At 71.3% G+C, this 24,199-nt stretch carries 20 protein-coding genes and 1 riboswitch; of the genes, 13 read left to right on the forward strand and 7 right to left on the reverse strand.

Features of this window, described 5'->3' with window-relative positions; genetic code table 11:
• Positions 1 to 26: 26 nt before the first annotated feature.
• A complete protein-coding gene (gene glgX, locus J2S46_RS26275; protein ID WP_191289545.1) occupies positions 27 to 2,303 on the reverse strand; it encodes a glycogen debranching protein GlgX in 2,277 nt (758 codons plus the stop codon).
• Between the two features lie 306 nt (positions 2,304 to 2,609).
• Here glgX and J2S46_RS26280 point away from each other — a divergent pair, with 306 nt between their 5' ends.
• The 4 genes from J2S46_RS26280 (at position 2,610) to J2S46_RS26295 (ending at position 7,684) form a co-directional block, all read left to right on the forward strand.
• On the forward strand, positions 2,610 to 3,986 hold the full coding sequence (locus J2S46_RS26280; RefSeq protein ID WP_191289546.1) for a L,D-transpeptidase: 1,377 nt from the start codon (positions 2,610 to 2,612) through the stop codon (positions 3,984 to 3,986).
• Positions 3,987 to 4,152: 166 nt separating this feature from the next.
• Positions 4,153 to 5,418 (forward strand): L,D-transpeptidase, encoded by a 1,266-nt coding sequence (locus J2S46_RS26285; RefSeq protein ID WP_229912614.1) that lies wholly within the window; start codon positions 4,153 to 4,155, stop codon positions 5,416 to 5,418.
• Positions 5,419 to 5,731: 313 nt separating this feature from the next.
• Entirely contained in the window at positions 5,732 to 6,997 is a 1,266-nt protein-coding gene (locus J2S46_RS26290) for a L,D-transpeptidase (RefSeq protein WP_229912615.1), read from the forward strand.
• A gap of 147 nt (positions 6,998 to 7,144) precedes the next feature.
• Complete coding sequence (locus tag J2S46_RS26295; protein WP_229912616.1) at positions 7,145 to 7,684, forward strand: ATP-binding protein; 540 nt, start codon at positions 7,145 to 7,147, stop codon at positions 7,682 to 7,684.
• 395 nt (positions 7,685 to 8,079) lie between these two features.
• On the opposite strand, the gene J2S46_RS26300 is transcribed toward J2S46_RS26295, so the two are convergent.
• Together J2S46_RS26300 and J2S46_RS26305 are read right to left on the reverse strand one after the other, a co-directional pair.
• Positions 8,080 to 8,409 (reverse strand): hypothetical protein, encoded by a 330-nt coding sequence (locus J2S46_RS26300; RefSeq protein ID WP_191289547.1) that lies wholly within the window; start codon positions 8,407 to 8,409, stop codon positions 8,080 to 8,082.
• On the reverse strand, positions 8,406 to 8,879 hold the full coding sequence (locus tag J2S46_RS26305) for an ATP-binding protein (protein ID WP_191289548.1): 474 nt from the start codon (positions 8,877 to 8,879) through the stop codon (positions 8,406 to 8,408). The genes J2S46_RS26300 and J2S46_RS26305 overlap by 4 nt, the downstream gene beginning before the upstream one ends.
• 248 nt (positions 8,880 to 9,127) lie before the next feature.
• On the opposite strand from J2S46_RS26305, the gene J2S46_RS26310 reads away from it, so the two are divergent.
• Together J2S46_RS26310 and J2S46_RS26315 are read left to right on the forward strand one after the other, a co-directional pair.
• Positions 9,128 to 9,979, forward strand: coding sequence for a helix-turn-helix domain-containing protein (locus J2S46_RS26310; protein WP_307351351.1), 852 nt, complete (start codon positions 9,128 to 9,130; stop codon positions 9,977 to 9,979).
• Positions 9,976 to 10,182 (forward strand): DUF397 domain-containing protein, encoded by a 207-nt coding sequence (locus J2S46_RS26315; protein ID WP_073926070.1) that lies wholly within the window; start codon positions 9,976 to 9,978, stop codon positions 10,180 to 10,182. Before J2S46_RS26310 ends, J2S46_RS26315 begins: the two co-directional genes overlap by 4 nt.
• Before the next feature lie 89 nt (positions 10,183 to 10,271).
• Here J2S46_RS26315 and J2S46_RS26320 read toward each other — a convergent pair whose 3' ends face one another.
• The 4 genes from J2S46_RS26320 to gcvT form a co-directional block, all read right to left on the reverse strand.
• Entirely contained in the window at positions 10,272 to 11,654 is a 1,383-nt protein-coding gene (locus J2S46_RS26320) for an L-serine ammonia-lyase (RefSeq protein WP_191289549.1), read from the reverse strand.
• 192 nt (positions 11,655 to 11,846) lie between these two features.
• Entirely contained in the window at positions 11,847 to 13,115 is a 1,269-nt protein-coding gene (glyA, locus tag J2S46_RS26325; protein ID WP_191289550.1) for a serine hydroxymethyltransferase, read from the reverse strand.
• 130 nt (positions 13,116 to 13,245) lie between these two features.
• Positions 13,246 to 13,623, reverse strand: coding sequence for a glycine cleavage system protein GcvH (gene gcvH, locus J2S46_RS26330; RefSeq protein WP_073926067.1), 378 nt, complete (start codon positions 13,621 to 13,623; stop codon positions 13,246 to 13,248).
• A 169-nt stretch (positions 13,624 to 13,792) separates the two neighbouring features.
• On the reverse strand, positions 13,793 to 14,914 hold the full coding sequence (gcvT, locus tag J2S46_RS26335) for a glycine cleavage system aminomethyltransferase GcvT (protein WP_191289551.1): 1,122 nt from the start codon (positions 14,912 to 14,914) through the stop codon (positions 13,793 to 13,795).
• Positions 14,915 to 15,123: 209 nt separating this feature from the next.
• A riboswitch (glycine riboswitch) is annotated at positions 15,124 to 15,226 on the reverse strand.
• A 345-nt stretch (positions 15,227 to 15,571) separates the two neighbouring features.
• Between gcvT and J2S46_RS26340 the strand changes: the two genes are divergently transcribed.
• From J2S46_RS26340 to J2S46_RS26370, 7 genes are all read left to right on the forward strand, one after another.
• Complete coding sequence (locus J2S46_RS26340; protein ID WP_191289552.1) at positions 15,572 to 16,369, forward strand: enhanced serine sensitivity protein SseB C-terminal domain-containing protein; 798 nt, start codon at positions 15,572 to 15,574, stop codon at positions 16,367 to 16,369.
• A 190-nt stretch (positions 16,370 to 16,559) separates the two neighbouring features.
• Positions 16,560 to 17,468 carry an enhanced serine sensitivity protein SseB C-terminal domain-containing protein gene (locus J2S46_RS26345; protein WP_079198073.1) on the forward strand — a complete coding sequence of 303 codons (909 nt, stop codon included), beginning with the start codon at positions 16,560 to 16,562 and terminating at the stop codon, positions 17,466 to 17,468.
• A 537-nt stretch (positions 17,469 to 18,005) separates the two neighbouring features.
• Positions 18,006 to 19,004 (forward strand): ABC transporter permease, encoded by a 999-nt coding sequence (locus J2S46_RS26350; protein WP_191289553.1) that lies wholly within the window; start codon positions 18,006 to 18,008, stop codon positions 19,002 to 19,004.
• An 89-nt stretch (positions 19,005 to 19,093) separates the two neighbouring features.
• The gene (locus tag J2S46_RS26355) at positions 19,094 to 20,863 is read left to right on the forward strand and encodes an ABC transporter substrate-binding protein (RefSeq protein WP_191289554.1); all 1,770 of its coding nucleotides are present in this window, start codon (positions 19,094 to 19,096) and stop codon (positions 20,861 to 20,863) included.
• Between the two features lie 118 nt (positions 20,864 to 20,981).
• Positions 20,982 to 21,980, forward strand: a complete 999-nt coding sequence (locus J2S46_RS26360) for an ABC transporter permease (protein ID WP_073926062.1) — start codon at positions 20,982 to 20,984, stop codon at positions 21,978 to 21,980.
• Complete coding sequence (locus tag J2S46_RS26365) at positions 21,977 to 23,065, forward strand: ABC transporter ATP-binding protein (protein WP_191289555.1); 1,089 nt, start codon at positions 21,977 to 21,979, stop codon at positions 23,063 to 23,065. Before J2S46_RS26360 ends, J2S46_RS26365 begins: the two co-directional genes overlap by 4 nt.
• A gap of 28 nt (positions 23,066 to 23,093) precedes the next feature.
• Positions 23,094 to 24,152, forward strand: coding sequence for an ABC transporter ATP-binding protein (locus J2S46_RS26370; protein WP_191289556.1), 1,059 nt, complete (start codon positions 23,094 to 23,096; stop codon positions 24,150 to 24,152).
• The last annotated feature ends 47 nt before the right edge of the window (positions 24,153 to 24,199 follow it).

The raw sequence follows: 24,199 nt of genomic DNA on the forward strand, positions 1-24,199 counted from the left end.
TCCCCCGCCCGTCCCCCGCGGGCCGGCTACCGCGGGTGGTCGCCGTTGGTGGAGGCCGGGAGCAGCCGCAGCAGGTGCAGCGAGCGGGCCGGCAGCGGCAGCGCGGCCGCCGCCGGGTACTGCGCGGCGGGCGGCGCGGACTGGTCGGGCAGCGAGGTGTCCAGGACGCTCTCGTAGCCGGTGGTCCGGGCGCCGCCGGGCAGGGTGAACGGCAGTTCGCGGTCGCCGGCGTTGAGCAGCAGCAGGAAGCTGTCGTCGCGCAGCGGGCGGCCGCGCTGGTCGCGCTCCGACATCGCGGCCCCGGAGAGCAGCATGCCGAGGCCGGTGGTGGGGGCGAACCAGTCCGCCTCGGTCATCTCCCGGCCCTCGGGGCCGAACCAGGCGAGGTCGGGCCGGCCGTCGGGGGCGGCGGCCCGGCCGGAGAAGAAGGCCCGCTGGCGCAGCACCGGGTGGTCGCGGCGCAGCCGGACCAGCCGGGCGGTGAGGTCGCGCAGGGAGCGCCAGCCGGGGTCGTCCAGCAGCGACCAGTCGAGCCAGCTGACCTCGTTGTCCTGGCAGTAGGCGTTGTTGTTGCCGCCCTGGGTGCGGCCGAGCTCGTCGCCGGCGGTGAGCATCGGGACGCCGGTGGAGAGCAGCAGGGTGGCCAGCAGGTTGCGCAGCTGGCGCCGGCGCAGCTCCTGGACGGCCGGATCGCCGCTCTCGCCCTCGGCGCCGCAGTTCCATGACCGGTTGTCGTTGGTGCCGTCCCGGTTGTCCTCGCCGTTGGCCTCGTTGTGCTTCTGGTGGTAGCTGACCAGGTCGCGCAGGGTGAAGCCGTCGTGGGCCGTGACGAAGTTGACGGAGGCGTAGGGGCGGCGGCCGCCGCGCTGGTACAGGTCGGAGGAACCGGAGAGCCGGTAGCCGAGCTCGCGGACGTCCGGACGGGCGCCGCGCCAGAAGTCCCGGACGGTGTCGCGGTACTTGTCGTTCCACTCGGCCCAGAGCGGCGGGAACCCGCCTACCTGGTAGCCGCCGGCGCCGACGTCCCAGGGCTCGGCGATCAGCTTGACCCGGCTGAGCACCGGGTCCTGGGAGACGGCGGCGAGGAAGGGGTGGTGCATCTCGACGCCGTCGCTGCCCCGGGCGAGGGCGGCGGCGAGATCGAAGCGGAACCCGTCCACGCCCATCTCGGTGACCCAGTAGCGCAGCGAGTCGGTGATCAGCCGGACGGTCTGCGGCTGACGGGTGTCCAGGGTGTTGCCGCAGCCGGTGTAGTCCGCGTAGCCGCGCCGGCGGTTCAGCGGGAGGCGGTAGTAGCCGGCGTTGTCGATGCCGCGCAGCGACAGGGTGGGGCCCAGCTCGCCGGCCTCGGCGGTGTGGTTGTAGACCACGTCGAGGATGACCTCGATGCCGGCCGCGTGCAGGGCCCGGACCATCCGCTTGAACTCGCCGACCTGCTGTCCGCGGCTGCCGGAGGACGAGTAGCCCGCGTGCGGCGCGAAGTAGCCGATGCTGTTGTAGCCCCAGTAGTTGGTGAGCCCGCGGGCCTGCAGGTGGTCCTCGCTGGCGTACTGGTGGACGGGCAGCAGTTCGACGGCGGTGACGCCGAGACCGGTCAGGTGCTCGATCGCGGCCGGGTGGGCGAGGCCGGCGTAGGTGCCGCGCAGCTCGGGCGGCACGCCGGGGTGGCGCATGGTGAAGCCGCGGACGTGCACCTCGTAGAGCACCGTCTCGGCCCAGGGGGTCTTCGGGCGCTGGTCGTCGTACCAGTCGTCGTCGTCGTGCACGACCACGCCCTTGGGGACGTACGCGGCCGAGTCGCGGTTGTCCCGGACGGTGTCGGCGACCTCGCGTTCGGGCCAGTCGCGGACCGAGCCGCAGGTGGCGTCGTGGGCGGTGTAGTCGCCGTCGACGGCGCGGGCGTACGGGTCGAGCAGCAGCTTCGCCGGGTTCCAGCGGGCCCCGGTCCACGGGTCCCAGCGGCCGTGCACCCGGAAGCCGTAGCGGGTGCCGGGCAGAACGTCGGGCAGGTAGCCGTGCCAGGTCTGGAAGTTCTGCTCGGTCAGCCGGTGCCGGCTCTCCCGTCCGTCCTCGTCGAAGAGGCAGAGGTCGACGGCCTCGGCGCCGGCCGCCCAGAGCGCGAAGTTGGTGCCCCGGGTGCCGTCGGGGCCGGTGCGGAAGCGGGCGCCGAGCGGCTGCCAGCTGCCCGGCCAGGGGGTGGCGGGGCCGGCGCCCGCGGGCGGTGCGGCGCGCGGCCCGGCCCGGCCCCGGTCGGCCGCTTCCTCCGGTCGTGCGCCTGGTCCCAGCTCCTGCCCTGCCGTCATGACCGCACCCTCCCAGTACGGGGGTGTCCCGTACCCCGTCCCACACTTGTTCCCTGATCGGATGCCGCTGTCACGTGGCGGATCATCTTGTGACGGACCGTGAACGATTCTGCCCCCGGACGCGCCCGGACGGCGTAGGCCGTCCGCAGGGCTTCGTTCGTGTCCGGCCGGGGTCGCGGTCGTTATGCCCGGTATCGAGCGGTTGGACCCTTACGCTGGCAGACGGACGGTCGGTGAGGGTTCGTCGGCGGACCGCCCTGCCGGACGGCGGCGAGCTGGCGGACGACGGACACAGCGGGAGGCCGGATGGGCCCCGGACTGCGGGTTTGGGTACGGAGGGCGGCCGCCCTCGGGCTGTGCCTGCTCACCGGCTGCGACGGGAGCGGGGTGCTGAGCGGCGGGGACGACCCGGCGCCGCCGCCGCCCGCCTCCTCGCCGGCGATCCTGGTGACGCCGGGCGACGGCAGCCGGGAGGTCGCCCCGGAGGGGCCGGTGAAGGTGACGGTCGCCCCCGGCGGGCGGCTGGAGTCCGTCCGGTTCCGGGACAACAAGGGGGCCGAGCTGCCCGGCACGCTCGCCGAGGACGGCGCGTCCTGGACGCCGGACGGCCTGCTGCCGCTGGGCGGCACCTTCTCGCTGGACGCCTCCGCGGTGGACCGCGACGGCGCCCGCGCCACCCGGCACACCAAGTTCAGCACGATCGCCAGGGCACGCACCTTCGTCGCCTTCTTCACCCCGGAGGACGGCAGTACGGTCGGCGTGGGGATGCCCGTCTCGCTGCGCTTCAGCCGCCCGATCGCGGACCGCGCGGCGGTGGAGCGGGCGGTGCGGGTCACCGCCGAGCCGGCCGTGCCGGTGGCCGCGCACTGGTTCGGCGACCAGCGGCTGGACTTCCGCCCGGAGCAGTACTGGGCGCCCGGGACGAAGGTCGGCGTGGCGCTGCGCCTCAAGGGCGTGCGGGGCGCGCCCGGCGAGCTGGGCACCCAGACCAAGGACGTCCGCTTCACCGTCGGCCGCTCCCAGGTCAGCGTGGTCGACCTGGACGAGCACACGCTCACCGTCCGCCAGGGCGGCAAGGTGGTGCGGCAGCTGAAGATCTCCGGCGGCACGCCCGAGCACAGCACCTACCTCGGGGCGATGGTCGTCTCGGAGAAGTTCAAGGTCACCCGGATGAACTCGCAGACGGTGGGCCTCGGCGACGAGTACGACATCAAGGACGTCCCGCACGCGATGCGGCTGACCACCTCCGGCACCTTCATCCACGGCAACTACTGGGCCGACCCGGAGGTCTTCGGCAACGACAACACCAGCCACGGCTGCATCGGCCTGGCCGACGCCAAGGGTGGCGGGTCGGGCGAGACCCCGGCGGGCTGGCTCTTCGAGCACACCCTCACCGGGGACGTGGTCGAGGTCCGCGGCTCGGCGGGCGACGCGGTGCCACCGCACAACGGGCTGAACGGCTGGAACCTGCCCTGGGCACAGTGGCTGGCCGGCAGCGCGCTCGTCCCGGGCGGTCCGGTCACGCCGGCGCCGACCGCGTCACCCTCGCCCGCGCCCGCGTCGCCCTCGCCCGCGTCGCCCTCGACCTCTCCGGCCGGGAGGAGGCCGGCGTCCGGTGCGTCCGCTGCCTCCGGGACGGCTCGTGCGTCCGGTGCGTCCAGCGGCTCGCCGACGCTTCACTGAGCAGGCACCCAGGAGGCACCCGGCTCCCGCCGAAGATTCACTCATCGTCCCCGGTTATCCTGCTCCTCGCCCCCGGGGCCCGGTATGGAGAAGATCTGCTCCCGGTGCAACCCTTCCGGGCACCAGCGCGTGTATTCAGGGTGGATACCGGGAGGGGAGAGACCGAGTGAAGCCGGTTCAGGCGGGCAACGCCGCGATACGTAGGACCAACCACCGAGGGCGCCGTGGCGCCGTGGCGGTGATGATGGGCGGTGTGCTGCTGCTGGGGGCCGCCTGTTCGTCGAACGGCGGCGGTGGCAGCACCGCCGGCGGGGGGAGCAACGACACGGCCGCGACCGGGGGTGCCACGGGCGGGGCGGCCGCGCCCTCGCAGGAGACCCCCAAGGTCTCCACCGCGGTGCTGAACGTCGAGCCCAAGGACGGCGCCGTCGACGTCAACCCGACCAACGGCGTCAAGGTGGGCGTCACGGGCGGCAAGCTGACCGCGGTCGAGGTGACCGACAAGGACGGCAAGGCCGTGGCCGGCACGATCACCCCGGACGGCCTCGGCTGGGCGCCCTCGGGCGCGCTGACCGTGGGCATGGCGTACAAGGTGAACGTCCAGGCGACCGACCCGGCCGGGCTGGTGTCGGCGTCGACCACCACCTTCACCACCCTGACGCCGGCGAAGACCGTCTCCACCAACGACAACATCGCCGACAACGCCACGTACGGCGTCGGCATGATCGTCTCGGTGAAGTTCAACAAGGCGATCAAGAACCAGGACGCGGTGCTGAACGGCATCACCTTCGTGGCCAGCGACGGCACCACCGTCAAGGGCCACTGGTTCGGCAGCCAGCGGCTGGACTTCCGGCCGGAGAAGTACTGGAACCCCGGCACCAAGGTGACGATCAAGTACCGCCTCAAGAACGTCGAGGTGGCGCCCGGCATCTACGGTGACGTGGACAAGGACGAGCCGTTCGTGATCGGCCGCTCGCAGGTCTCCACCGCCGACTCCGCCACGCACCAGATGACGGTGGTGCGCGACGGCAAGTCGACCGTCCTGCCGGTGACGCTGGGCGACGCCAAGAACCCGTCCTGGAACGGCACCATGGTGATCTCCAGCAAGGAGAAGGTCACCCGGATGAACTCCCAGACCGTCGGCCTGGGCGCGGAGTACGACATCCAGGACGTCCCGCACGCGATGCGGCTGACCGACTCCGGCACCTTCGTGCACGGCAACTACTGGGCCAACCCGTTCGGCAAGAGCAACGCCAGCCACGGCTGCGTCTCCATGCAGGACGTCCAGGGCGGCAGCGACACGTCGGTGGCGGGCAAGTTCTTCAACGACTCGATGATCGGCGACCCGGTCACGATCAAGAACTCCACCAGCGCCACGGTGAAGCCGGACAACGGTCTCAGCGGCTGGACGATGGACTTCAAGAACTGGTAGTCCCCGTGCCCGAGCGTTGATCCCGGTACCGCGACCGGGCCGGCCCCCCGCCGAGGGGGACCGGCCCGGTCGTCCGCGTTTCCGGGCCCGACCTCGCCCCCCTGCCCGCCGGACGGCCCCTGCCGGCCCGACCGGCCCGCTTCCGGCAGGTCCGTTCCGGGCCTGGTCCGGGCCTGGTCCGGGCCGGTCCGGGGGCGGTTCCCACCCGTCCGGCAACGGTTCCCCACCCCTGCGGTAACGGTCGGGAGACGGGCGCAACTTTTCCCGATCGGACGGCGTGTACTCAGCTGGGGATCAAGGGAGGGAGTCGGCCGTGGAGTCGATACGCAGGCCCGTCGGGTCGATACGCAGGGCAGCGGCCGTCGCGGTGCTGGGCGGTGTGCTGGTGCTGACCACCGCGTGCGGCGGGGGCGGCGGGGCGGCCGGCAGCGGTCAGCAGCCCCCCGCGGGGGCGGCACTGGGCGGGGCCGGCGGAGCGGGCGGAGGCGCCTCGGCGCCGGCCGGCGCGAGGTCGGAGCAGCCGCAGCCGAAGGTCTCGGCGGCGGTGCTGGACATCACCCCGAAGAACGGCGCCGAGGGCGTGGCCCCGGGCGCGCTGCGGGTCTCGGTGGCTGGCGGCAGGCTCACCGCCGTCAAGGTCACCGACAAGGACGGCCGGGAGGTACCGGGGGCCGCCACCGCCGACGGCGCCGCCTGGACACCGGCCGCGCCGCTGGCCGTCGGCACGGCGTACCGGGTCAGCGCGCAGGCGTCCGACCCGGCCGGGGTGCCGGCCACGGCGGAGAGCGGCTTCACCACCCTGACGCCGCAGAGCGAGGCCTCGCCCACCGACAACATCTCCGACGGCGAGACCTACGGGGTCGGGATGATCCTTTCGGTGGCCTTCGACAAGGACGTGAAGAACAAGGCCGAGGTGGCGAAGGGCATCACCTTCGAGACCGACAACGGCACCGTGGTCAAGGGCCACTGGTTCGGCGACCGCCGGCTGGACCTGCGCCCCGAGGCGTACTGGAAGCCCGGCACCAAGGTCACCGTGCACTACCGGCTGAAGAGCGTGGAGATCGCGCCCGGCGTGTACGGCGGGGTGGACCGCGACGAGCCGTTCACCATCGGCCGCTCGCAGGTCTCCACGGTGGACGCGAACACCCACGAGATGACCGTGGTGCGGGACGGCCAGACCTCCGTCATCCCGATCACCTCGGGCTCGCCCGAGCACCCGACCTGGAACGGGACGATGGTGATCTCCGCCAAGGAGGGCGTGGTGAACATGCGTTCCAGCACCCTCCCGGGGATGACCGGCGAGCCGTACGACCTGATGGTGCCGCACTCGATGCGGCTCACCGACACCGGCACCTACGTGCACGGAAACTACTGGGGCCACTCCTTCGGCGAGGACAACACCAGCCACGGCTGCGTCGGCCTGCAGGACGTGAAGGGCGGCGGCGCCGGCACCGTGGCGGGGAAGTTCTACGACTCCTCGCTGGTCGGCGACGTGGTCACGGTGCAGAACTCCAAGCGCGGCCAGGTGGAGCCGGACAACGGCCTCAGCGGCTGGAACCTGCCCTGGGGATCCTGGTAGCGGACGGCGTGCGGCCACTGCCGGGCTCCCCTCGCGGGGTGCCCGGCAGTGCTGTTTCGGAGGCTTGCTGTCGGCATATGCCCCTCGAATAGTGATTGTTTGCTCATTGTCCGTACGCGGCCGCATGCGTTCCGCAATGATGGGCACATGGCGGGATGGGGCGAAGCGGAACAGTCATCACATCCTGGGTCCGGCCTGCTGGGTGACGCCCCGTCGGAGAACCGGCCCCTGGCGCTGGCAGCCCTGGAGCGGCTCAGTCCGACCGAGCTGGAGCAGGTGTACTTCGGCCGGATGTGCGAGCAGGACGGGTCCGACGAGGTGGTGCTGCCCTCCCGGCCCCAGTCCGCCTCGGTGGCCCGGCGGCTGGTCCTGTCCGTCCTGCAGTCCTGGGGTCTGCACCAACTGCTGGAAGCCGGGGAGCTGTTGGCCGGCGAGCTGATCGCGAACGCCGTCCGCCACGCCGCCGGCCGTACCATCGGCCTCCAGGTCCAGCGCCGGGCCGGCTGGCTACGGGTGGAGGTCCGGGACTCCTCGCGGGCCCTGCCCTGCCGGATCGTCGCCGAGCCCGGCGGCGAGGCCGGCTACGGCCTCCAGCTGGTCGACGACCTGGCGGACCGCTGGGGCGCCGACCTGCTGCCGCGCGGCAAGGCCGTCTGGTTCGAGCTGAAGATCCGCGAGCGCGGCTGACACCGTCGGCGGAAGTGTTGTTCGTCCCGCCCCGGAAACCACGCAGGGCCCCCGTCGCCGTGGTGCGGCGTGGAGGCCCGTGCAGGTCATCGCGCCGGTCAAGGGGGTGCGTACCGCGCGATGGGGACGGCCGTGCCAGGTCGGGGTCGGCCGTGGTTCGCGTCCGGGGCGTCGTCACGCCCCGGACTGCTTCGACTATCGCATGCGTCTCAGGATGTGAGCAAACCGGACAGCTTGGAATGGAAGGTTTGTAACCTAGTTCACCTTTGCTGCGCGCATGAACTCGCATGCAGGCCTTTGATTGTTCACCGTCGGCGGGGTGGCTCGGCCGCCGGTGGGCGGCTGCTCTTCCCCGGCGCTGCGGCGTGATCCGTGGAGGCTGCTCGGTGGGCCGGTCACAGCATGGGGTGCGTCGTCGGGCGGGGGCGGGCCCGGTCGTCCCCGCCCGGGCGGATCAGGACGGAGTGCAGGCGGCCGTCCATCCGCAGGGTGAGGGTGAGCGACCCGTCCCGGACGAGGAACTCGCGGACCCGGGCGGCGGCCCCGCGCCGGGTGAGGAAGTACTCGAAGGCGTCGGACTGGTCGGCCCCGAGCGGGAGTTCACGCAACGAGCGCCAGAGCGCGGCGAGGGCGTCCGGGAGGTGCTGGAACCGGGCGGGGGCGGCCACGTCCTCGATCTCGACGTAGACCGCTCCGTCCGCGTCAGGGCCGGGGCAGGAGGTCATGCGGCGCTCCTGCGGGCGGTCGGGGTGCTGGAGGGAGCCGGGGCGACCGTGCACCAGACGGCCTTGCCGATGCCGCTCGTACGGGCCTGGCAGCCCCACTGGTCCGACAGGTGGCGCACCAGCCACAGTCCGCGTCCGGATTCCTCGTCCGGTGCGGGCAGGGCGACGGCCGCACCGGTGTCGAGATGGTGGTCGCCGGGGTCGTGGACCTCGATCCGCAGCCGTCCCTCGGTGAGCGCGAAGTGGACCATGATCAGGCGGTCGGGCGGTACATGGGCGTGCTCGATGGCGTTCGTGACCAGCTCGCTGAGCAGCAACTCGCCCACCTCGACGTAGTGTTCGCCGCCCTCGTGCCGGGAGAGGAAAGCGCCCAGCAGTCGGCGGGCCGCCCTGGCGGATCTGCGGCGGCGCGGCAGCCAGCAGGTCTGTTCGGTGACGGCGGACGGGGTGGGGTGGAGGGTTTCGGGCATGGCGGAGCCCCTTTCGGGTGTGCCTGGACGGACGGGCCTGGTGGCCTGGAACGGGCATGGGGATGCCCGGTGGCCTGTCGCGCTCGACTACTGCGTGTCGAGCAGTGGACTACTGCGAGTAGCATGCTCCGCTGAAGGCTCGTCGTGCAAGTGCTCCTCTCAAGCAATTGCACGAAGGGAGAAGCGACTCGGCCCTTGGAGGGGGTGGCAGACTGTGTATCGAGGCGACCTGTTGGGGATGGTGACGAGTGGACAGTCCGACCGTGCTGCGGCGTAGGCTCGGCACCGAGCTGGGCAAGTTGCGCGCGGCGAGCAGGATGGCTGCCAAAGACGTTGCCGCCACGCTGGGTTGGTCCGCTTCCAAGTTGAGCAGGATCGAAAGCGGCAGCGTGCCCTTGCAAGATCGCGATGCGGCGAGGCTTCTTGCTCACTATGGAGTCGACGATCCGGCAGAGGTGAAGCAGTTCATCAACCTGGCCCGGCAGAGTCGACAGCAGGGCTGGTGGCACGCCTACGGTGATGCGCTTCCTGACTGGTTCAGGGCCTACATCGGACTTGAAGCCGACGCCACGAAGATCGAGACATTTCAATGTGAGCTGGTGCCCGGGCTGTTGCAGACCGAGGACTATGCCCGGCAGGTCATCCGAGCGATGAATCCCGGAGAGGCCTCAGAGGACATCGAGCGCAGGGTGGCGCTGCGCATGGAGCGGCAGCAGATTCTCGATCGACCTCAGCCGCCGCGCATTTGGGCGATCATCGGGGAGGCTGTCATGAGGCGCCAGGTCGGCGATCCCTCGCAGATGAGTGGTCAGCTCCATCACATGGCGGACATGGCCGAGGGCCGGCCCAACATGACGATTCAGGTGCTGCCGTTCTCGGCAGGCGCACATGCTGCCATGGGCTCCTCGTCCTCCATCCTTTCGTTCAGTGATCTTCCCGGACGTGTGGCCTACTCCGAAGTCACAACCATCAGTATCTATACCGAGCGGGAGTCGGAGATCGCACGTCATGAGGACACGTTTCTCCGTCTCATGGCGTCGTCGGTCCAGCCGGAGAAGTCAGTCTCTTGGTTGAGGGAAGTCGCAGAGGAGTACAAGTGAAACAGGGCGACCTTGGTATCAAGTGGCACAAGAGCACCTACAGCAACGGCCAGGGAGAGTGCGTTGAGGTCGCTGACGGGCTTCCCGGAGTGGTACCCGTCCGCGACTCGAAGGACCCCGAGGGTCCGGCACTGCTGTTCCGCGCCGAGGCCTGGTCGGCCTTCGTCGCCGGGGTCAAGGCGGGCGATCTCCCGGCCGTCTGACGGGCCTCACGCCAGTGGCGGGGCCCACCGGGACGAACCGGTAGGCCCCGCCACGGTGTGAGGCTGTCACGCGCCGCCGCGTCGGCCGGTCAGCACTCGATGACGTTGACCGCGAGGCCGCCGCGCGAGGTCTCCTTGTACTTGACCTTCATGTCGGCGCCGGTCTCCTTCATGGTCTTGATCGCCTTGTCGAGGGAGACGTGGTGGCGGCCGTCGCCGCGCAGTGCCATCCGGGCCGCCGTGATCGCCTTGACCGAGGCCATGCCGTTGCGCTCGATGCACGGGATCTGGACCAGGCCGCCGACCGGGTCGCAGGTGAGGCCGAGGTTGTGCTCGATGCCGATCTCGGCGGCGTTCTCGACCTGCTCGGGGGAGCCGCCCAGGACCTCGGCGAGGCCGCCGGCCGCCATCGAGCAGGCCGAGCCGACCTCGCCCTGGCAGCCGACCTCGGCGCCGGAGATCGAGGCGTTCTCCTTGAAGAGCATGCCGATCGCACCGGCCGCGAGCAGGAAGCGGACGATGCCGTCCTCGTCCGCGCCGGGGATGAAGTTGATGAAGTAGTGCAGGACGGCGGGGATGATGCCCGCCGCGCCGTTGGTCGGGGCGGTGACGACGCGCTGCCCGGAGGCGTTCTCCTCGTTCACCGCCATCGCGTAGAGGGTCACCCACTCCATCGCGTTGGCCGGCCCTATGCCCTCGGCCCGCATCGCCCGGGCGCCGGAGGCCGCGCGGCGGCGGACCTTCAGGCCGCCCGGCAGGATGCCCTCGCGGGACATGCCGGCGGCGACGCACTCCTGCATCACCCGCCAGATCTCCAGCAGCCCGGCGCGGATCTCGGCCTCGCTGCGCCAGGCCTTCTCGTTCTCCAGCATCAGGCCGGAGATCGACAGCCCGGTCTCCCGGGTGAGGCGCAGCAGTTCCTCGCCGGTGCGGAAGGGGTAGCGCAGCGCGGTGTCGTCCGGCTTCACGCGGTCGGCGCCGATGGCGTCCTCGTCGACCACGAAGCCGCCGCCGACCGAGTAGTAGGTCTTCTCCAGCACGGGCACGCCGTCGGCGTCGTACGCGGCCAGGGTCATCCCGTTGGCGTGGTACGGCAGCGAGCGGCGGCGGTGCAGGATCAGCTGGGTGTCGGTGTCGAAGGCGATCTGGTGGGCGTCGGCCAGGTCGTGGCCGAGCAGCCGCAGCTGCTTGGTCGCCCTGATCCGCTCGACGTCCAGTTCGGCCTGGTCGACGTCGACGGTCCGGGGCGAGTTGCCCTCCAGGCCGAGCAGGACGGCCTTGGGGGTGCCGTGGCCGTGGCCGGTGGCGCCGAGCGAGCCGAACAGTTCGGCCCGGACGGCGGCGGTCTGGGCCAGCAGCCCCTCGGACTTCAGGCGGCGGGCGAACATCCGGGCCGCCCGCATGGGGCCGACGGTGTGGGAACTCGACGGGCCGATGCCGATGGAGAAGAGGTCGAAGACGCTGATGGCCACGGGGGGACGTCCTTGTCTGGTCTCGTGGAAGGACAAGCGGGTACACGCGTCGGGGCACCGCGCGCCACGTTCCAGTGTGCGCGGTGCCCCGGGGTTTCGGGAGGCTCGGCGGGTGCGTGCCGGGACTCACGAGAGGTGAAGCGGGCCCTGCAGATGAGGGCCGTGCAGCTTCGGGCCCTGCTGCTTCGGGTCCTACAGGTTCGGGTACAGCGGGTACTTCGCGGCCAGCGCGCTGACCCGGGTCTTCAGGGCGGTGGCCTTGGCCTCGTCGAAGGTCGGCAGCAGCGCCTCGGCGATGATGTCGGCGACCTCGCGGAAGTCCTCGGCCTGGAAGCCGCGGGTGGCGAGCGCCGGCGTGCCGATCCGCAGGCCGGAGGTGACCATCGGCGGACGCGGGTCGTTCGGGATCGCGTTGCGGTTGACCGTGATGCCGACCTCGTGCAGGCGGTCCTCGGCCTGCTGGCCGTCCAGCTCGCTGTTGCGCAGGTCGACCAGGACGAGGTGGACGTCGGTGCCGCCGGACAGGACGGACACGCCGGCCTCGGTGGCGTCCGACTTCAGCAGGCGCTCGGCGAGGATCTTGGCGCCGGCCAGGGTGCGCTCCTGGCGCTCCTTGAACTCCTCGGAGGCGGCGACCTTGAACGCGACGGCCTTGCCGGCGATCACGTGCTCCAGCGGACCGCCCTGCTGGCCGGGGAAGACCGCGGAGTTGATCTTCTTGGCGTACTCGGCCTTGGAGAGGATCACGCCGCCGCGGGGGCCGCCGAGGGTCTTGTGGGTCGTGGTGGTCACCACGTCCGCGTACGGCACCGGGTTGGGGTGCAGGCCCGCGGCCACCAGGCCGGCGAAGTGCGCCATGTCGACCATGAGCAGCGCGCCGACCTCGTCCGCGATGCGGCGGAACTCGGCGAAGTCCAGCTGGCGCGGGTAGGCGGACCAGCCCGCGATGATCAGCTTGGGCTGGTGCTCCTTGGCGAGGCGCTCGACCTCGGCCATGTCGACCGTGTTGGTCTTCTCGTCCACGTGGTACGCGGCCACGTTGTAGAGCTTGCCGGAGAAGTTGATCTTCATGCCGTGGGTCAGGTGGCCGCCGTGCGCCAGGCTCAGGCCCAGGATGGTGTCGCCCGGCTGGATCAGCGCGAACATCGCCGCGGCGTTCGCCTGCGCGCCCGAGTGCGGCTGGACGTTCGCGTGCTCGGCGCCGAACAGCGCCTTCACCCGGTCGATGGCGATCTGCTCGGCCACGTCGACGTGCTCGCAGCCGCCGTAGTAGCGACGGCCGGGGTAGCCCTCGGCGTACTTGTTGGTCAGCACCGAGCCCTGGGCCTCCATGACCGCCACCGGGGCGAAGTTCTCGGAGGCGATCATTTCCAGGGTGGTCTGCTGACGGTGCAGCTCGGCGTCGACCGCGGCGGCGATCTCCGGGTCGAGAGCGTGCAGGGACTGGTTGAGGACAGTCATGGTGTGGTCTTCCCGTCATGGGGCAGCCGCGCGCAGCTCGTCGGCCGCGGGGACGGCCGGGCGGCGGGCGGGAGCGGGCAAGGGGCCGGGCGGGGGCGGCCGCCGCGCTGCGGCCGCCCCGTCGGGGGACTCAGCCGCCGGTGAGGGCGGTGTACTCGTCGGCGCTCAGCAGGTCCGCGGGCTCACCGTCGAGCCGGACCTTGAACAGCCAGCCACCCTCGAAGGGGGCGGAGTTCACCAGGGCCGGCTCGTCGATGACGGCCTGGTTGACCTCGACGACCTCGCCGGTGGCGGGGGAGTACAGGTCGCTGACCGACTTGGTGGACTCAAGCTCGCCACAGGTCTCACCTGCGGTGACGGTGTCGCCGACCTCGGGCAGCTGCACGTAGACGATGTCACCGAGGGCGTCCGCCGCGTGGGCGGTGATGCCGATGGTCGAGACACCGCCCTCGGCGGCCGTCAGCCACTCGTGCTCCTTGCTGAACTGCAGGTGCTGGGGGTTGCTCATGGCGTCATTCTCCAGGATGGGAAGCAGTCGGTGGAAATGCGGGGTCGCCGGATCGGCCCGGCGGCCCGGACAGGGGTGACGGTGGGTGACCGCGCTCACGCGGGCGGGCGCCCGCACCGGCGTGCGGGCCCGGCCGCGCGGCCTCGGCGGTGCGGACCGGTGACGGGCCTCAGCGGGCGCGCTTGTAGAACGGCAGCGCGACCACCTGGACGGGCTCGTGCTTGCCGCGCACGTCCACCGCGACGGTGCCGCCCGGCGTCGCGTGCGCCGCGTCCACGTAGGCGATCGCGATCGGCCTGCCCAGCGTCGGGGACGGCGCACCCGAGGTGATCCGGCCGATCGGGGCGCCCTCGGCGTCCACCACCGCGTACTCGGCCCGCGGCACCCGCCGGCCCTCGGAGACCAGGCCGACCAGCACCCGCGGCGGGTTCGTCTCCGCCTCGGCGGCCGCCTGCTCCAGCGCCTTGCGCCCGACGAAGGCGCCGCCGTTGGTGGTCTTGTCGAAACGCACCACCCGGCCCAGGCCCGCGTCGAACGGCGTCAGCTCGGTGTTCAGCTCGTGCCCGTACAGCGGCATGCCCGCCTCCAGGCGCAGCGTGTCCCGGCAGGACAGGCCGCACGGGACCAGGCCGACGCCCTGCCCCGCCTCGGTCAGCGCGTTCCACAGGTGCTCGGCGTCGGCGGGGGCCGAGAAGATCTCGAAGCCGTCCTCGCCGGTGTAGCCCGTCCGGGCCAGCCAGACCTGCTTGCCGGCCACGGTCGCGGGCAGCAGCGCGTAGTACTTGAGGCCCGGCAGGTCGGCGTCGGTGACGGAGGCCAGGATGCCGTTCGCCTCCGGACCCTGCACGGCGATCAGCGCGTACGCGTCGCGGTCGTCGCGCACCACCGCGTCGAAGCCCTCGGCGCGGGCGGTCAGCGCGTCCAGCACCACCTGGGCGTTGGAGGCGTTCGCGACCACCATGTACTCGTCCTCGGCGGTCCGGTAGACGATCAGGTCGTCCAGGATGCCGCCGTCCTCGGCGCAGATCATGGTGTAGCGGGCGCGGAGCACGCCCAGCGCGGAGATGAAGCCGACCAGCGCGTGGTCCAGCAGCTCGCCCGCCTGCGGGCCCGAGACGGTGATCTCACCCATGTGCGAGAGGTCGAACAGGCCGGCCTTCGTCCGGACGGCGAGGTGCTCCTCGCGCTCGCTGCCGTAGCGCAGCGGCATGTCCCAGCCGGCGAAGTCGGTCATGGTGGCGCCGAGGGCGCGGTGCAGCGCGTCGAGCGCGGTGAGACGGGGGGACGACATGGCCTGTACTCCTTGGGCTGGGCACTCAGGTGAGCGCACGCCGGACCGGCCCCGACGGGGACCTGACCTGCGCGCGGGCATGCGGCGGCTGGGTCTCCCCATCTGTCGTCACAACCTGAGAGCTTCACCGCGCGCTGCCCTGGGGACAGCATGGCGGCTTGCACCGTGGGTGGGCGCACGGCAGGGCCGTGTCCGCTTTCCAGATGTGCCTCGCCCGTGCGGTAGGGGTGCCTGAGAGATTCCGGGGAGGACTTGCTCCTTCGGCGCCGGCCGTACCCCAGGGGGCACTCCGGACTCTCCCGCGCGGGTTCGAGCGGCCTGTATGGAGTTGGGCGCCCCGCCGAAGCGACTCACGGGGACGGGCACATCATGGCATGCCGGGCGGTGGGTCTTAAAGGCTCGCTCGTGGTCGTGGCCTCCGGCCGGCCGGGGGTCCCGGGAATCCGCGGGTCCGCCGGCCGGTGCGGGCACGGACCGGTTTCCGCGGCCCTGGGCCGCCGCCCGGCCGTGCTGCGAAGCGGCGCGGGGGCTGTTCGTACGCGGGGCTCGTAGGCGGGACGTGGAGGCCTCCCCTTGATCCCGTGCGCCCGGTCCGGCGGGGGGACGGGCCGATAGGCTGGGAGGCCGGCGGCTAGAGATGGGGCGGTACAGGGGCGTATGGGTTACCCGGCGGAGGAGACGCAGGCATGGGGCGGGCCGGAGGCGGCGCCGCCCGGGGGGAGCTGGCCCGCCAACGAGCTGGAGCAGGTGCTCACCGCCGCGCTGGGCGACCCGGGTGCCACGCCGCGGGTGATCGAGGTGCTGGCGCGCAGCCAGGTCTGGATCCCCCTGCCGGCCGGCGCCGACCCGCAGGGGCAGTCGCTGGACCTGCCGACCATCGAACTGGCGGGCGCGCCGTACGTCCCGGTGTTCTCCTCCCAGGAGCAGTTCCTGCAGCACGCCCCCGGGCTGGCCTTCGCGGTCGCCCCGGTGTGGGAGTTCGCGCGGGGGTTGCCGCTGGGGCTGGGGATCGCGGTCAACCCGGACGCGCCGGTGGGCATCCCGGTGCCGCCGGCCGGGGTGGCCGAATTGCGCCGCGGGCCGCGGGAGGACCGCTGGGACACCCAGACGGACGCCGGTGCCGGTGGCCGGGTGGCGCTGCGGGAGCCCGCGCCGGAGGAGGAGCCGTTCGCCTTCCTCTCCGCGGCGGCCGCCGAACTGGCCGCGCTGCCGGGGGTGCTGACGGCACGTCGGGCGCTGGCCAGCGTGGAGGGGGAGCCGACCGTCATGTTCGTCGGGGTCCAGCTCGACCAGGCCTGGCCGGCCGACCCGGGCGCGGTGAACGAGGCGCTCGGGCGGGCGCTGGGAACCGCGCCGCTTCCCGGTGGCGTCCACCTCGTGCTGCTCGACCTCGTGGACGACCCGGTGGTCGAGTGGCTGCTCGGCCGGGTACAGCCCTTCTACACAAGGATGTGACCGGCGGGGTCGGGGCACGTCGGCATGGCGACTGTCCGCAGCGCCCCATAGGCTGCGTCCGGACACCCCGGGACGGACACCCCTGCCACACCGGCGGCGGCAGACCAGGAAGAGGGCTCGAAGTGGGCGAGCGGGGCGAGCGCGCCGGCAGAAGGTGCGCGTTTCGCGTGGCGGCCATCGAGGTGGGCGTATGAACGCGGCAGCGGCCGGCGGCGGAGCACCGGGGCCTTGGGGCCCGCCTCCCGCGGCGCGCCCCGGGGGTGACCCGGGGGCGCTGGAACGCGCCCTGCGCGAGGTCGCGCCGGAGCGGTACGAGGCGTACGAGGGCATGCTGCGGGCGCTGGCCGAGGGCCAGGTCTGGATGCTGCTCTGGCACGGTTCCGCGGGCAGCCCGGACGCGCAGTACGGGAACATGGACGTCTCCGGGCACGGGTACGCGCCCGCGGTCACCTCGCCCGAGCAACTGGCGTCCAGCGGCTGGGCCCGCGGGCACGAGGTGATCTCCGGGCAGGAGATCGCCGCCTCGCTGTACCGCACCCGCTGGGGCCTGTGGCTGAACCCGCACGCCCCCGGCGGCGGTGTCGGCATCCCCTGGGCGGACCTGCGGCGGATCGCGGCGGGTCTGGACCGGCTGCCGGCCGGGCCGCTGCACCTGAGCGAACCGCAGGTCCAGGCACCGCAGTTCTACGGGCTGCTGGAGCACCAGGCGCTGGAGGTGCGGGCCGTCCGGGCGCTGCGCCGGGCCTGGGTGCGTCCCGCCGTGGGGGAGCCGTACCTGGCGATCGGACTGGAACTGTACGACACCTCGCCGCCGGCGGTGGAGGCGGTCCGGGCACTGATGCAGCGGGCGATCGCGGTGGCCCCCGAGGGGCTCGCGGTGTCGACCGTGGCGATGGGCGACGAGTACGACCCGGTGGCGATGTGGATGCGGGCCAACGCGCGCCCGTTCTTCGACCGGGAGGCGGCCGGCCGGCCGCCGGTGGCCCCGTACCCGGCCCAGGCGTACCCGCCGCAGGCCTCGTACCCGTACGGCACCCAGCCACCGCCGGCGGGCCCGGGGTGGCCGCAGCAGCCGTGGCCGGGCTATCCGGGCCGCTGAGGTCCGGGCGCCGCAATTCCCGTCCTGTACGGCCACGAAACATTCATTTCGCACCCGACCGGCCTGATGTCATGTCAGGCCGGTCGTGACGTTCCCAGGGGCATTCGCCAGCCATTTTCGTCATTGATCTTGACATGCATGTAACAGATATGTGAAGAAGCGTATGCGGCTCCTGAGGCTGTGCATGCCCACAGATCACAGTTGGGCATCCTTCGGTTGTCAGGGCTGGCGCAAGCCCGGGGGGATGGCAGAGAGTTCTGCGCAATGCAGTGCTCGCACCGGGCCCCACAAGGGCGAACGCGCACGCAGACCGAATGATCCGCGCGACGCCCATCCCGCACGGAGCACCTCAGCACCCCGTTCCGCTGTCTTCCGCACCGCCGTACCGCCGATCCGGCGACCAGCACCACCGCACCGATGCAAAACGCACCAGTAGCGCAACCCGCTCACGCAGTCCCGACCCGGACCGGGTCGGAACACCTCGCGCGACCGGGCACCGTGGGCCGGCCACCGTCGGCGAGGGGACCGAACTGACTCATGACCACACCCATCGACACCACCGGATCCGCCGGCCCGGCCGAGACCGGAGCGGCACCCGCAGCGGCGCCGGTCAAGAAGATCGAAGGCCGTTCCCCGGGCAGAATCGCCTGGGACCGCCTCAAACGCGACAAGGTCGCCCTCGCGGGCGGCGTCGTGGTGATGCTGCTGATCCTCGCCGCGCTGTTCGCGCCGGTGCTCAGCTCGCTCTTCGGGCACCCGGTCGACGAACCGCACCCGGATCAGATCAACCCCGAACTGGGGCTGCCCAAGGGCGCGTTCGGCGGCATCAGCGGTGACTTCCTGCTGGGTGTCGACCCCACCTTCGGCCGGGACGTCTTCAGCCGGATCCTCTACGGCGCCCAGATCTCGCTGCTGGTGGCCTTCCTCGCGGCCGGGGTCTCGGTCGTCATCGGCGTCCTGATGGGCGTCGCGGCCGGCTACTTCGGCGGCTGGATCGACTCCGCGATCAGCCGGGTCATGGACGTCCTGCTCGCCTTCCCCCAGCTGCTGTTCTCGATCGCGCTGGTCTCGGTGATGCCCAACGACCTGCTCGGCCTGAGCGGCAGCGGCGTCCGGATGGCGATCCTGATCCTGGTCATCGGCTTCTTCGGCTGGCCCTACATCGGACGCATCGTCCGCGGCCAGGCCCTGTCGCTGCGCGAACGCGAGTTCGTCGACGCGGCCCGGAGCCTCGGCGCCGGCCCGGTGCACATCCTGCTGCGCGAGCTGCTGCCCAACCTGGTCGCCCCGATCCTCGTCTACACGACGCTGATCATCCCGACCAACATCCTCAGCGAGGCGGCGCTCAGCTTCCTCGGCGCGGGCGTCAAGCCGCCCACGCCCTCCTGGGGGCAGATGCTCTCCCAGGCCACCAAGATCTACCAGGTGGACCCGACCTACATGGTCGTCCCCGGTCTCGCGATCTTCATCACCGTGCTCGCCTTCAACCTCTTCGGCGACGGGCTGCGTGACGCGCTCGACCCCAAGGGCAACTGAGCCCCTTCAGACCCACCCCCCACACCAGGGGACAGCACCCCCCTCGGCGGACCGATCGGGCCCGCACATCTTCAGGAGGAACCGTACTCATGACGCGTAACCGGACGCTCGCCGCCGCTGCCCTGGTGGCCACCCTGGCGCTCACCGCGACCGCCTGCGGCGGCTCGAAGGGCGGCGGCAGCAGCGACGCCAGCAAGGGTGCAGAGGGCGGCTTCAACGCCGCGGTCGGCAAGGTGCTCAACCCTTCGGACAAGAAGGGCGGCACCATCAACCTGTGGACCAGCACGGACGCCGACTCCTGGGACCCGGGCCGCGCCTACTACGCCTCGGTGTGGAACTTCCAGCGCTACTACGCCCGCACCCTGCTGACGTACGACTCCAAGCCCGGCAAGGACGGCCTCAAGCTCGTCCCCGACCTCGCGGCCGCCCAGCCGGAGATCGCCGCCGACGGCAAGACCTACACCTTCAAGCTGAAGGCCGGCCTGAAGTTCGAGGACGGCTCGCCGATCACCTCGAAGGACATCAAGTACGGCATCGAGCGCATCTTCGCCCAGGACGTCATCAGCGGCGGCCCGACCTACCTGATCCAGTCCCTGGACCAGGGCCAGGACTACAAGGGCCCGTACACCGACGCGGACCCGAACAAGCTGGGCCTGAAGACGGTCGAGACCCCGGACGACACCACCATCGTCTTCAAGCTGGCCAAGCCGGACTCGTCCTTCCTCTACCTGCTCGCCATGGGCAGCGCCTCCCCGGTGCCGCAGAAGCTCGACACCGGCTCCAAGTACGGTGACAAGCCGGTCTCCTCGGGCCCGTACAAGTTCAAGTCGATCGAGCCCGGCAAGTCCGTCGAGCTGGTCCGCAACGAGAACTGGGACCAGGCCACCGACACCGTCCGCAAGGCCCTGCCGGACACCGTCAAGCTGACCATCACCACCAACGCCGACGACATGGACGCCCGTCTGCTCGACGGCTCGGCCGACATCGACTTCAGCCAGACCGGCCTCTCCCAGGCCGCCGGCGCCAAGGTCCTCACCGACCCGAAGCTCAAGGCCAACACCGACGACGCCTACAACGGCTTCATCCGCTACATCTCGGTGGTGCCGAAGGTCGCGCCGTTCGACAACGAGCACTGCCGCAAGGCCGTCCTCTACGCGGCCGACACCACCGCCCTGCAGACCGCCCGCGGCGGGTCGACGGCCGGCTCCACCTACGGCTCCATGCTGCCCCCGAACATCCTCGGCTCGGACGACTACGACCCGTTCGGCTTCACCAAGGGCAAGCCCAACGTGGAGAAGGCCAAGGAGGAGCTGAAGCTCTGCGGCAAGCCGGAAGGCTTCAAGACCAACATCGCGGTCCGCGGCAACAAGGAGAAGGAAGTCAACTCCGCCGTCGCCCTGCAGAGCGCGCTGAAGGCCATCAACGTCGACGTCACCGTCGACCAGTACGACGGCAAGCTGATCGCCTCCGAGATCGGCTCGCCGAGCGTCGTCGCGACCAAGGGCTACGGCCTGATCGTGATGGGCTGGGCCGCCGACTACCCGAACGGCAGCGGCTACCTCCAGCCGCTCACCGACGGCCGGTTCATCACCCAGAACGGCAACAGCAACTACTCCGAGATCAACGACCCGGAGATCAACGGCTGGTTCGACTCGGCGACCGCCGAGACCGACCCGGCCAAGGCCGCCGACTTCTACAAGAAGATCAACCACAAGGTGATCGACAGCGGCTACTACCTGCCGATCGTCGCGGACAAGGCGCTCAACTACCGCAACCCGCGCCTGACCAACGTCTACACCCAGGACGCCCTGGGCGGCGAGATCGACTTCCAGGCGCTCGGTGTCTCCGACGGCAAGTGACCTGCTCTACCCGCTCCCGTAGTTCGTATCGCTAGTCCGAAGGGCAGGTGAAGGCTTCGCCGGGCCGGCCGGGCCCCCCACAAGGGGGCTCGGCCGGTCACCGGCGGCGCCGGCCGCAGTGCTCGTGTATCTCATCCGACGGCTCGTCAACGTCGTCGCCATGCTGTTGGTGGTCTCCGCGGTCACCTTTGGCATCTTCTTCATGGTGCCGAAAATCACCGGCAGCGACCCCGCACTGCTCTACGTGGGCAAGATCGCGGACAAGGCGGCGATCGAGGGCATCAGGCACAAGATGGGCCTGGACAAGTCGATCATCGAGCAGTACTTCCTGTTCCTGAAGGGCATCTTCGCCGGCCGGGACTACAGCACCGGGGTCGACGTCACCCACTGCTCGGCCCCCTGCCTCGGCTACTCCTTCAAGACCGAGCGCGCGGTCTGGCCGGTGCTGCTCGACCGCCTGGGCGTCACCGCCTCGCTCGCCTTCGGCGCGGCCGTGCTGTGGCTGGTCTTCGGCACCGCGACCGGCGTGGTCTCCGCGCTGCGCCGCCGCACCCTGCTCGACCGCTTCACGATGACCACCGCCCTGGCCGGTGTCTCGCTGCCGATCTACTTCACCGGCATGCTCGCCAGCGCGATCTTCGTCTACCAGCTCGGCTGGTTCCCGCACGACTACGTGGCGCTGACCGACGACCCGGTGGCCTGGTTCCAGAACCTGCTGCTGCCGTGGATCACCCTGGCCTTCCTCTACGCCGCCACCTACGCCCGGCTCACCCGCGCCACCCTGCTGGACGTGCTCGGTGAGGACTACATCCGCACCGCCCGGGCCAAGGGCCTCGGCGAGCGGACGGTCATCGGCAAGCACGCGATGCGCTCCACCCTCACCCCGATCCTGACCGTCTTCGGCATGGACCTCGGCGGTCTGATCGGCGGCGCGGTGCTCACCGAGACCACCTTCAACTTCCGCGGGCTCGGTTACGAGGCGGTCGCCGCCATCAGCGGCAGCGACCTCCCGGTGATCATGGGCGTGACCCTCTTCGCGGGCTTCTTCATCATCCTGGCCAACCTGCTGGTTGACCTGCTGTACGCCGTTGTCGATCCTCGGGTGAGGCTGACATGAGCAAGACCCAGACCCAGGCCCAGAGCCGGCTCCAGAAGGCGGCCGGCGCCCCCGAGGGCTTCCTCACCGTCCGCGACCTGCGGGTGCACTTCCCCACCGACGACGGCCTGGTGAAGTCCGTCGACGGCCTCAACTTCACGCTGGAGAAGGGCAAGACCCTCGGCATCGTCGGCGAGTCCGGCTCCGGCAAGTCCGTCACCTCGCTCTCGATCATGGGCCTGCACCGCACCGGCACCAAGCGCGGCGCACCGCAGATCTCCGGCGAGGTCTGGCTGGACGGCGAGGAGCTGATCGGCGCCGACCCCGACCGGGTCCGGCAGCTGCGCGGCCAGAAGATGGCCATGATCTTCCAGGACCCGCTCACCGCGATGCACCCCTACTACACGGTGGGCGCGCAGATCGTCGAGGGCTACCGGGCGCACCACCCCGGTGCGAGCAAGAAGGAAGCCCGCAAGCGCGCGATCGAGATGCTCGACCGGGTCGGCATCCCGCAGCCCGACAAGCGGGTCGACGCCTACCCGCACGAGTTCTCCGGCGGCATGCGCCAGCGCGCGATGATCGCGATGGCCCTGGTCAACGACCCGTCCCTGCTGATCGCCGACGAGCCCACCACCGCCCTGGACGTCACCGTCCAGGCGCAGATCCTGGACCTCATCCGCGACCTCCAGCAGGAGTTCGGCTCGGCCGTCATCATCATCACCCACGACCTCGGGGTGGTCGCCGAACTCGCCGACGACATCCTGGTCATGTACGGCGGCAAGTGCATCGAGCACGGCCCCGCCGGGACCCTCTTCGACAGCCCCGAGCACCCCTACACCTGGGGCCTGCTGGGCTCGATGCCGCGCCTGGACCGCGAGCTCCAGGAGCGGCTGATCCCGGTCAAGGGCACCCCGCCCAGCCTGATCAACGTGCCCAGCGGCTGCGCCTTCCACCCGCGCTGCCCGTACGCCGGCCTCACCGGCGGACGTTCGACGACCGAGGTGCCGGTGCTCGCGGAGGCCTCCCCCGGCCACCGCGCGGCCTGCCACATCCCGGCCGCCGAACGGCACCGGATCTTCACCGACGAGATCGCGCCCCGGCTGTGAGCACGTACCACCCCTCAGGAGAGACCTCATGACGGACACTCAGGTAGCGGCGATCCCGTCACCGGCGCCCGCCTCCGACCGCGAACCGCTGCTCAGGGTCACCGGGCTCACCAGGCACTTCCCGATCACCAAGGGCCTGCTGCGGCGCCAGTCCGGCGCGGTGCGCGCGGTCGACGGCATCGACTTCACCGTCAACCCGGGGGAGACCCTCGGCGTGGTCGGCGAGTCCGGCTGCGGCAAGTCCACGATGGGCCGGCTGGTCACCCGGCTCGACGAGCCGACCTCCGGCACCGTCGAGTTCGAGGGCACCGACATCACCCACCTGGGCACCGGGGCGATGCGGCCGCTGCGCCGCGACATCCAGATGATCTTCCAGGACCCGTACTCCTCGCTGAACCCGCGGCACACCGTCGGCACCATCGTCGGCGCGCCGTTCCGGCTGCAGAACGTGAAGAGCGAGGGCGGCACCAAGAAGGCCGTCCAGGAGCTGCTCGAACTCTGCGGCCTCAGCCCGGAGCACTACAACCGCTACCCGCACGAGTTCTCCGGCGGCCAGCGCCAGCGCATCGGCATCGCCCGCGCGCTCGCGCTGCGGCCGAAGATGATCGTCGCGGACGAGCCGGTCTCGGCCCTGGACGTCTCCATCCAGGCCCAGGTGGTGAACCTGCTGGACGACCTCCAGAAGGAGCTCGGCCTCACCTACCTGATCATCGCGCACGACCTCTCGGTGGTCCGGCACGTCTCGGACCGGGTCGCGGTGATGTACCTCGGCAAGATCGTCGAGATCGCCGATCGGGACTCGCTCTACAAGACGCCGATGCACCCCTACACCACGGCCCTGATGTCGGCCGTGCCGGTGCCCGACCCCCGGCGCAAGGAGCAGCGCGAGCGGATCCGCCTCACCGGCGACGTCCCCTCCCCGATCAACCCGCCGAGCGGCTGCCGCTTCCGGACCCGCTGCTGGAAGGCCCAGGACGTCTGCGCCTCCCAGGAGCCGCCGCTGGTCGCGCTCAAGACGGGCCACCAGGTCGCCTGCCACTTCCCGGAGAACACCCCGGAGCAGACGAAGACCCTGACGGCCGGCTGAACGGCCCCGCCCGGCGGTCTCCGGGCGTGGGAAGGCGGTGCGGCCCC

It is taken from the genome of Kitasatospora herbaricolor, assembly GCF_030813695.1.
Lineage (GTDB): Bacteria > Actinomycetota > Actinomycetes > Streptomycetales > Streptomycetaceae > Kitasatospora > Kitasatospora herbaricolor.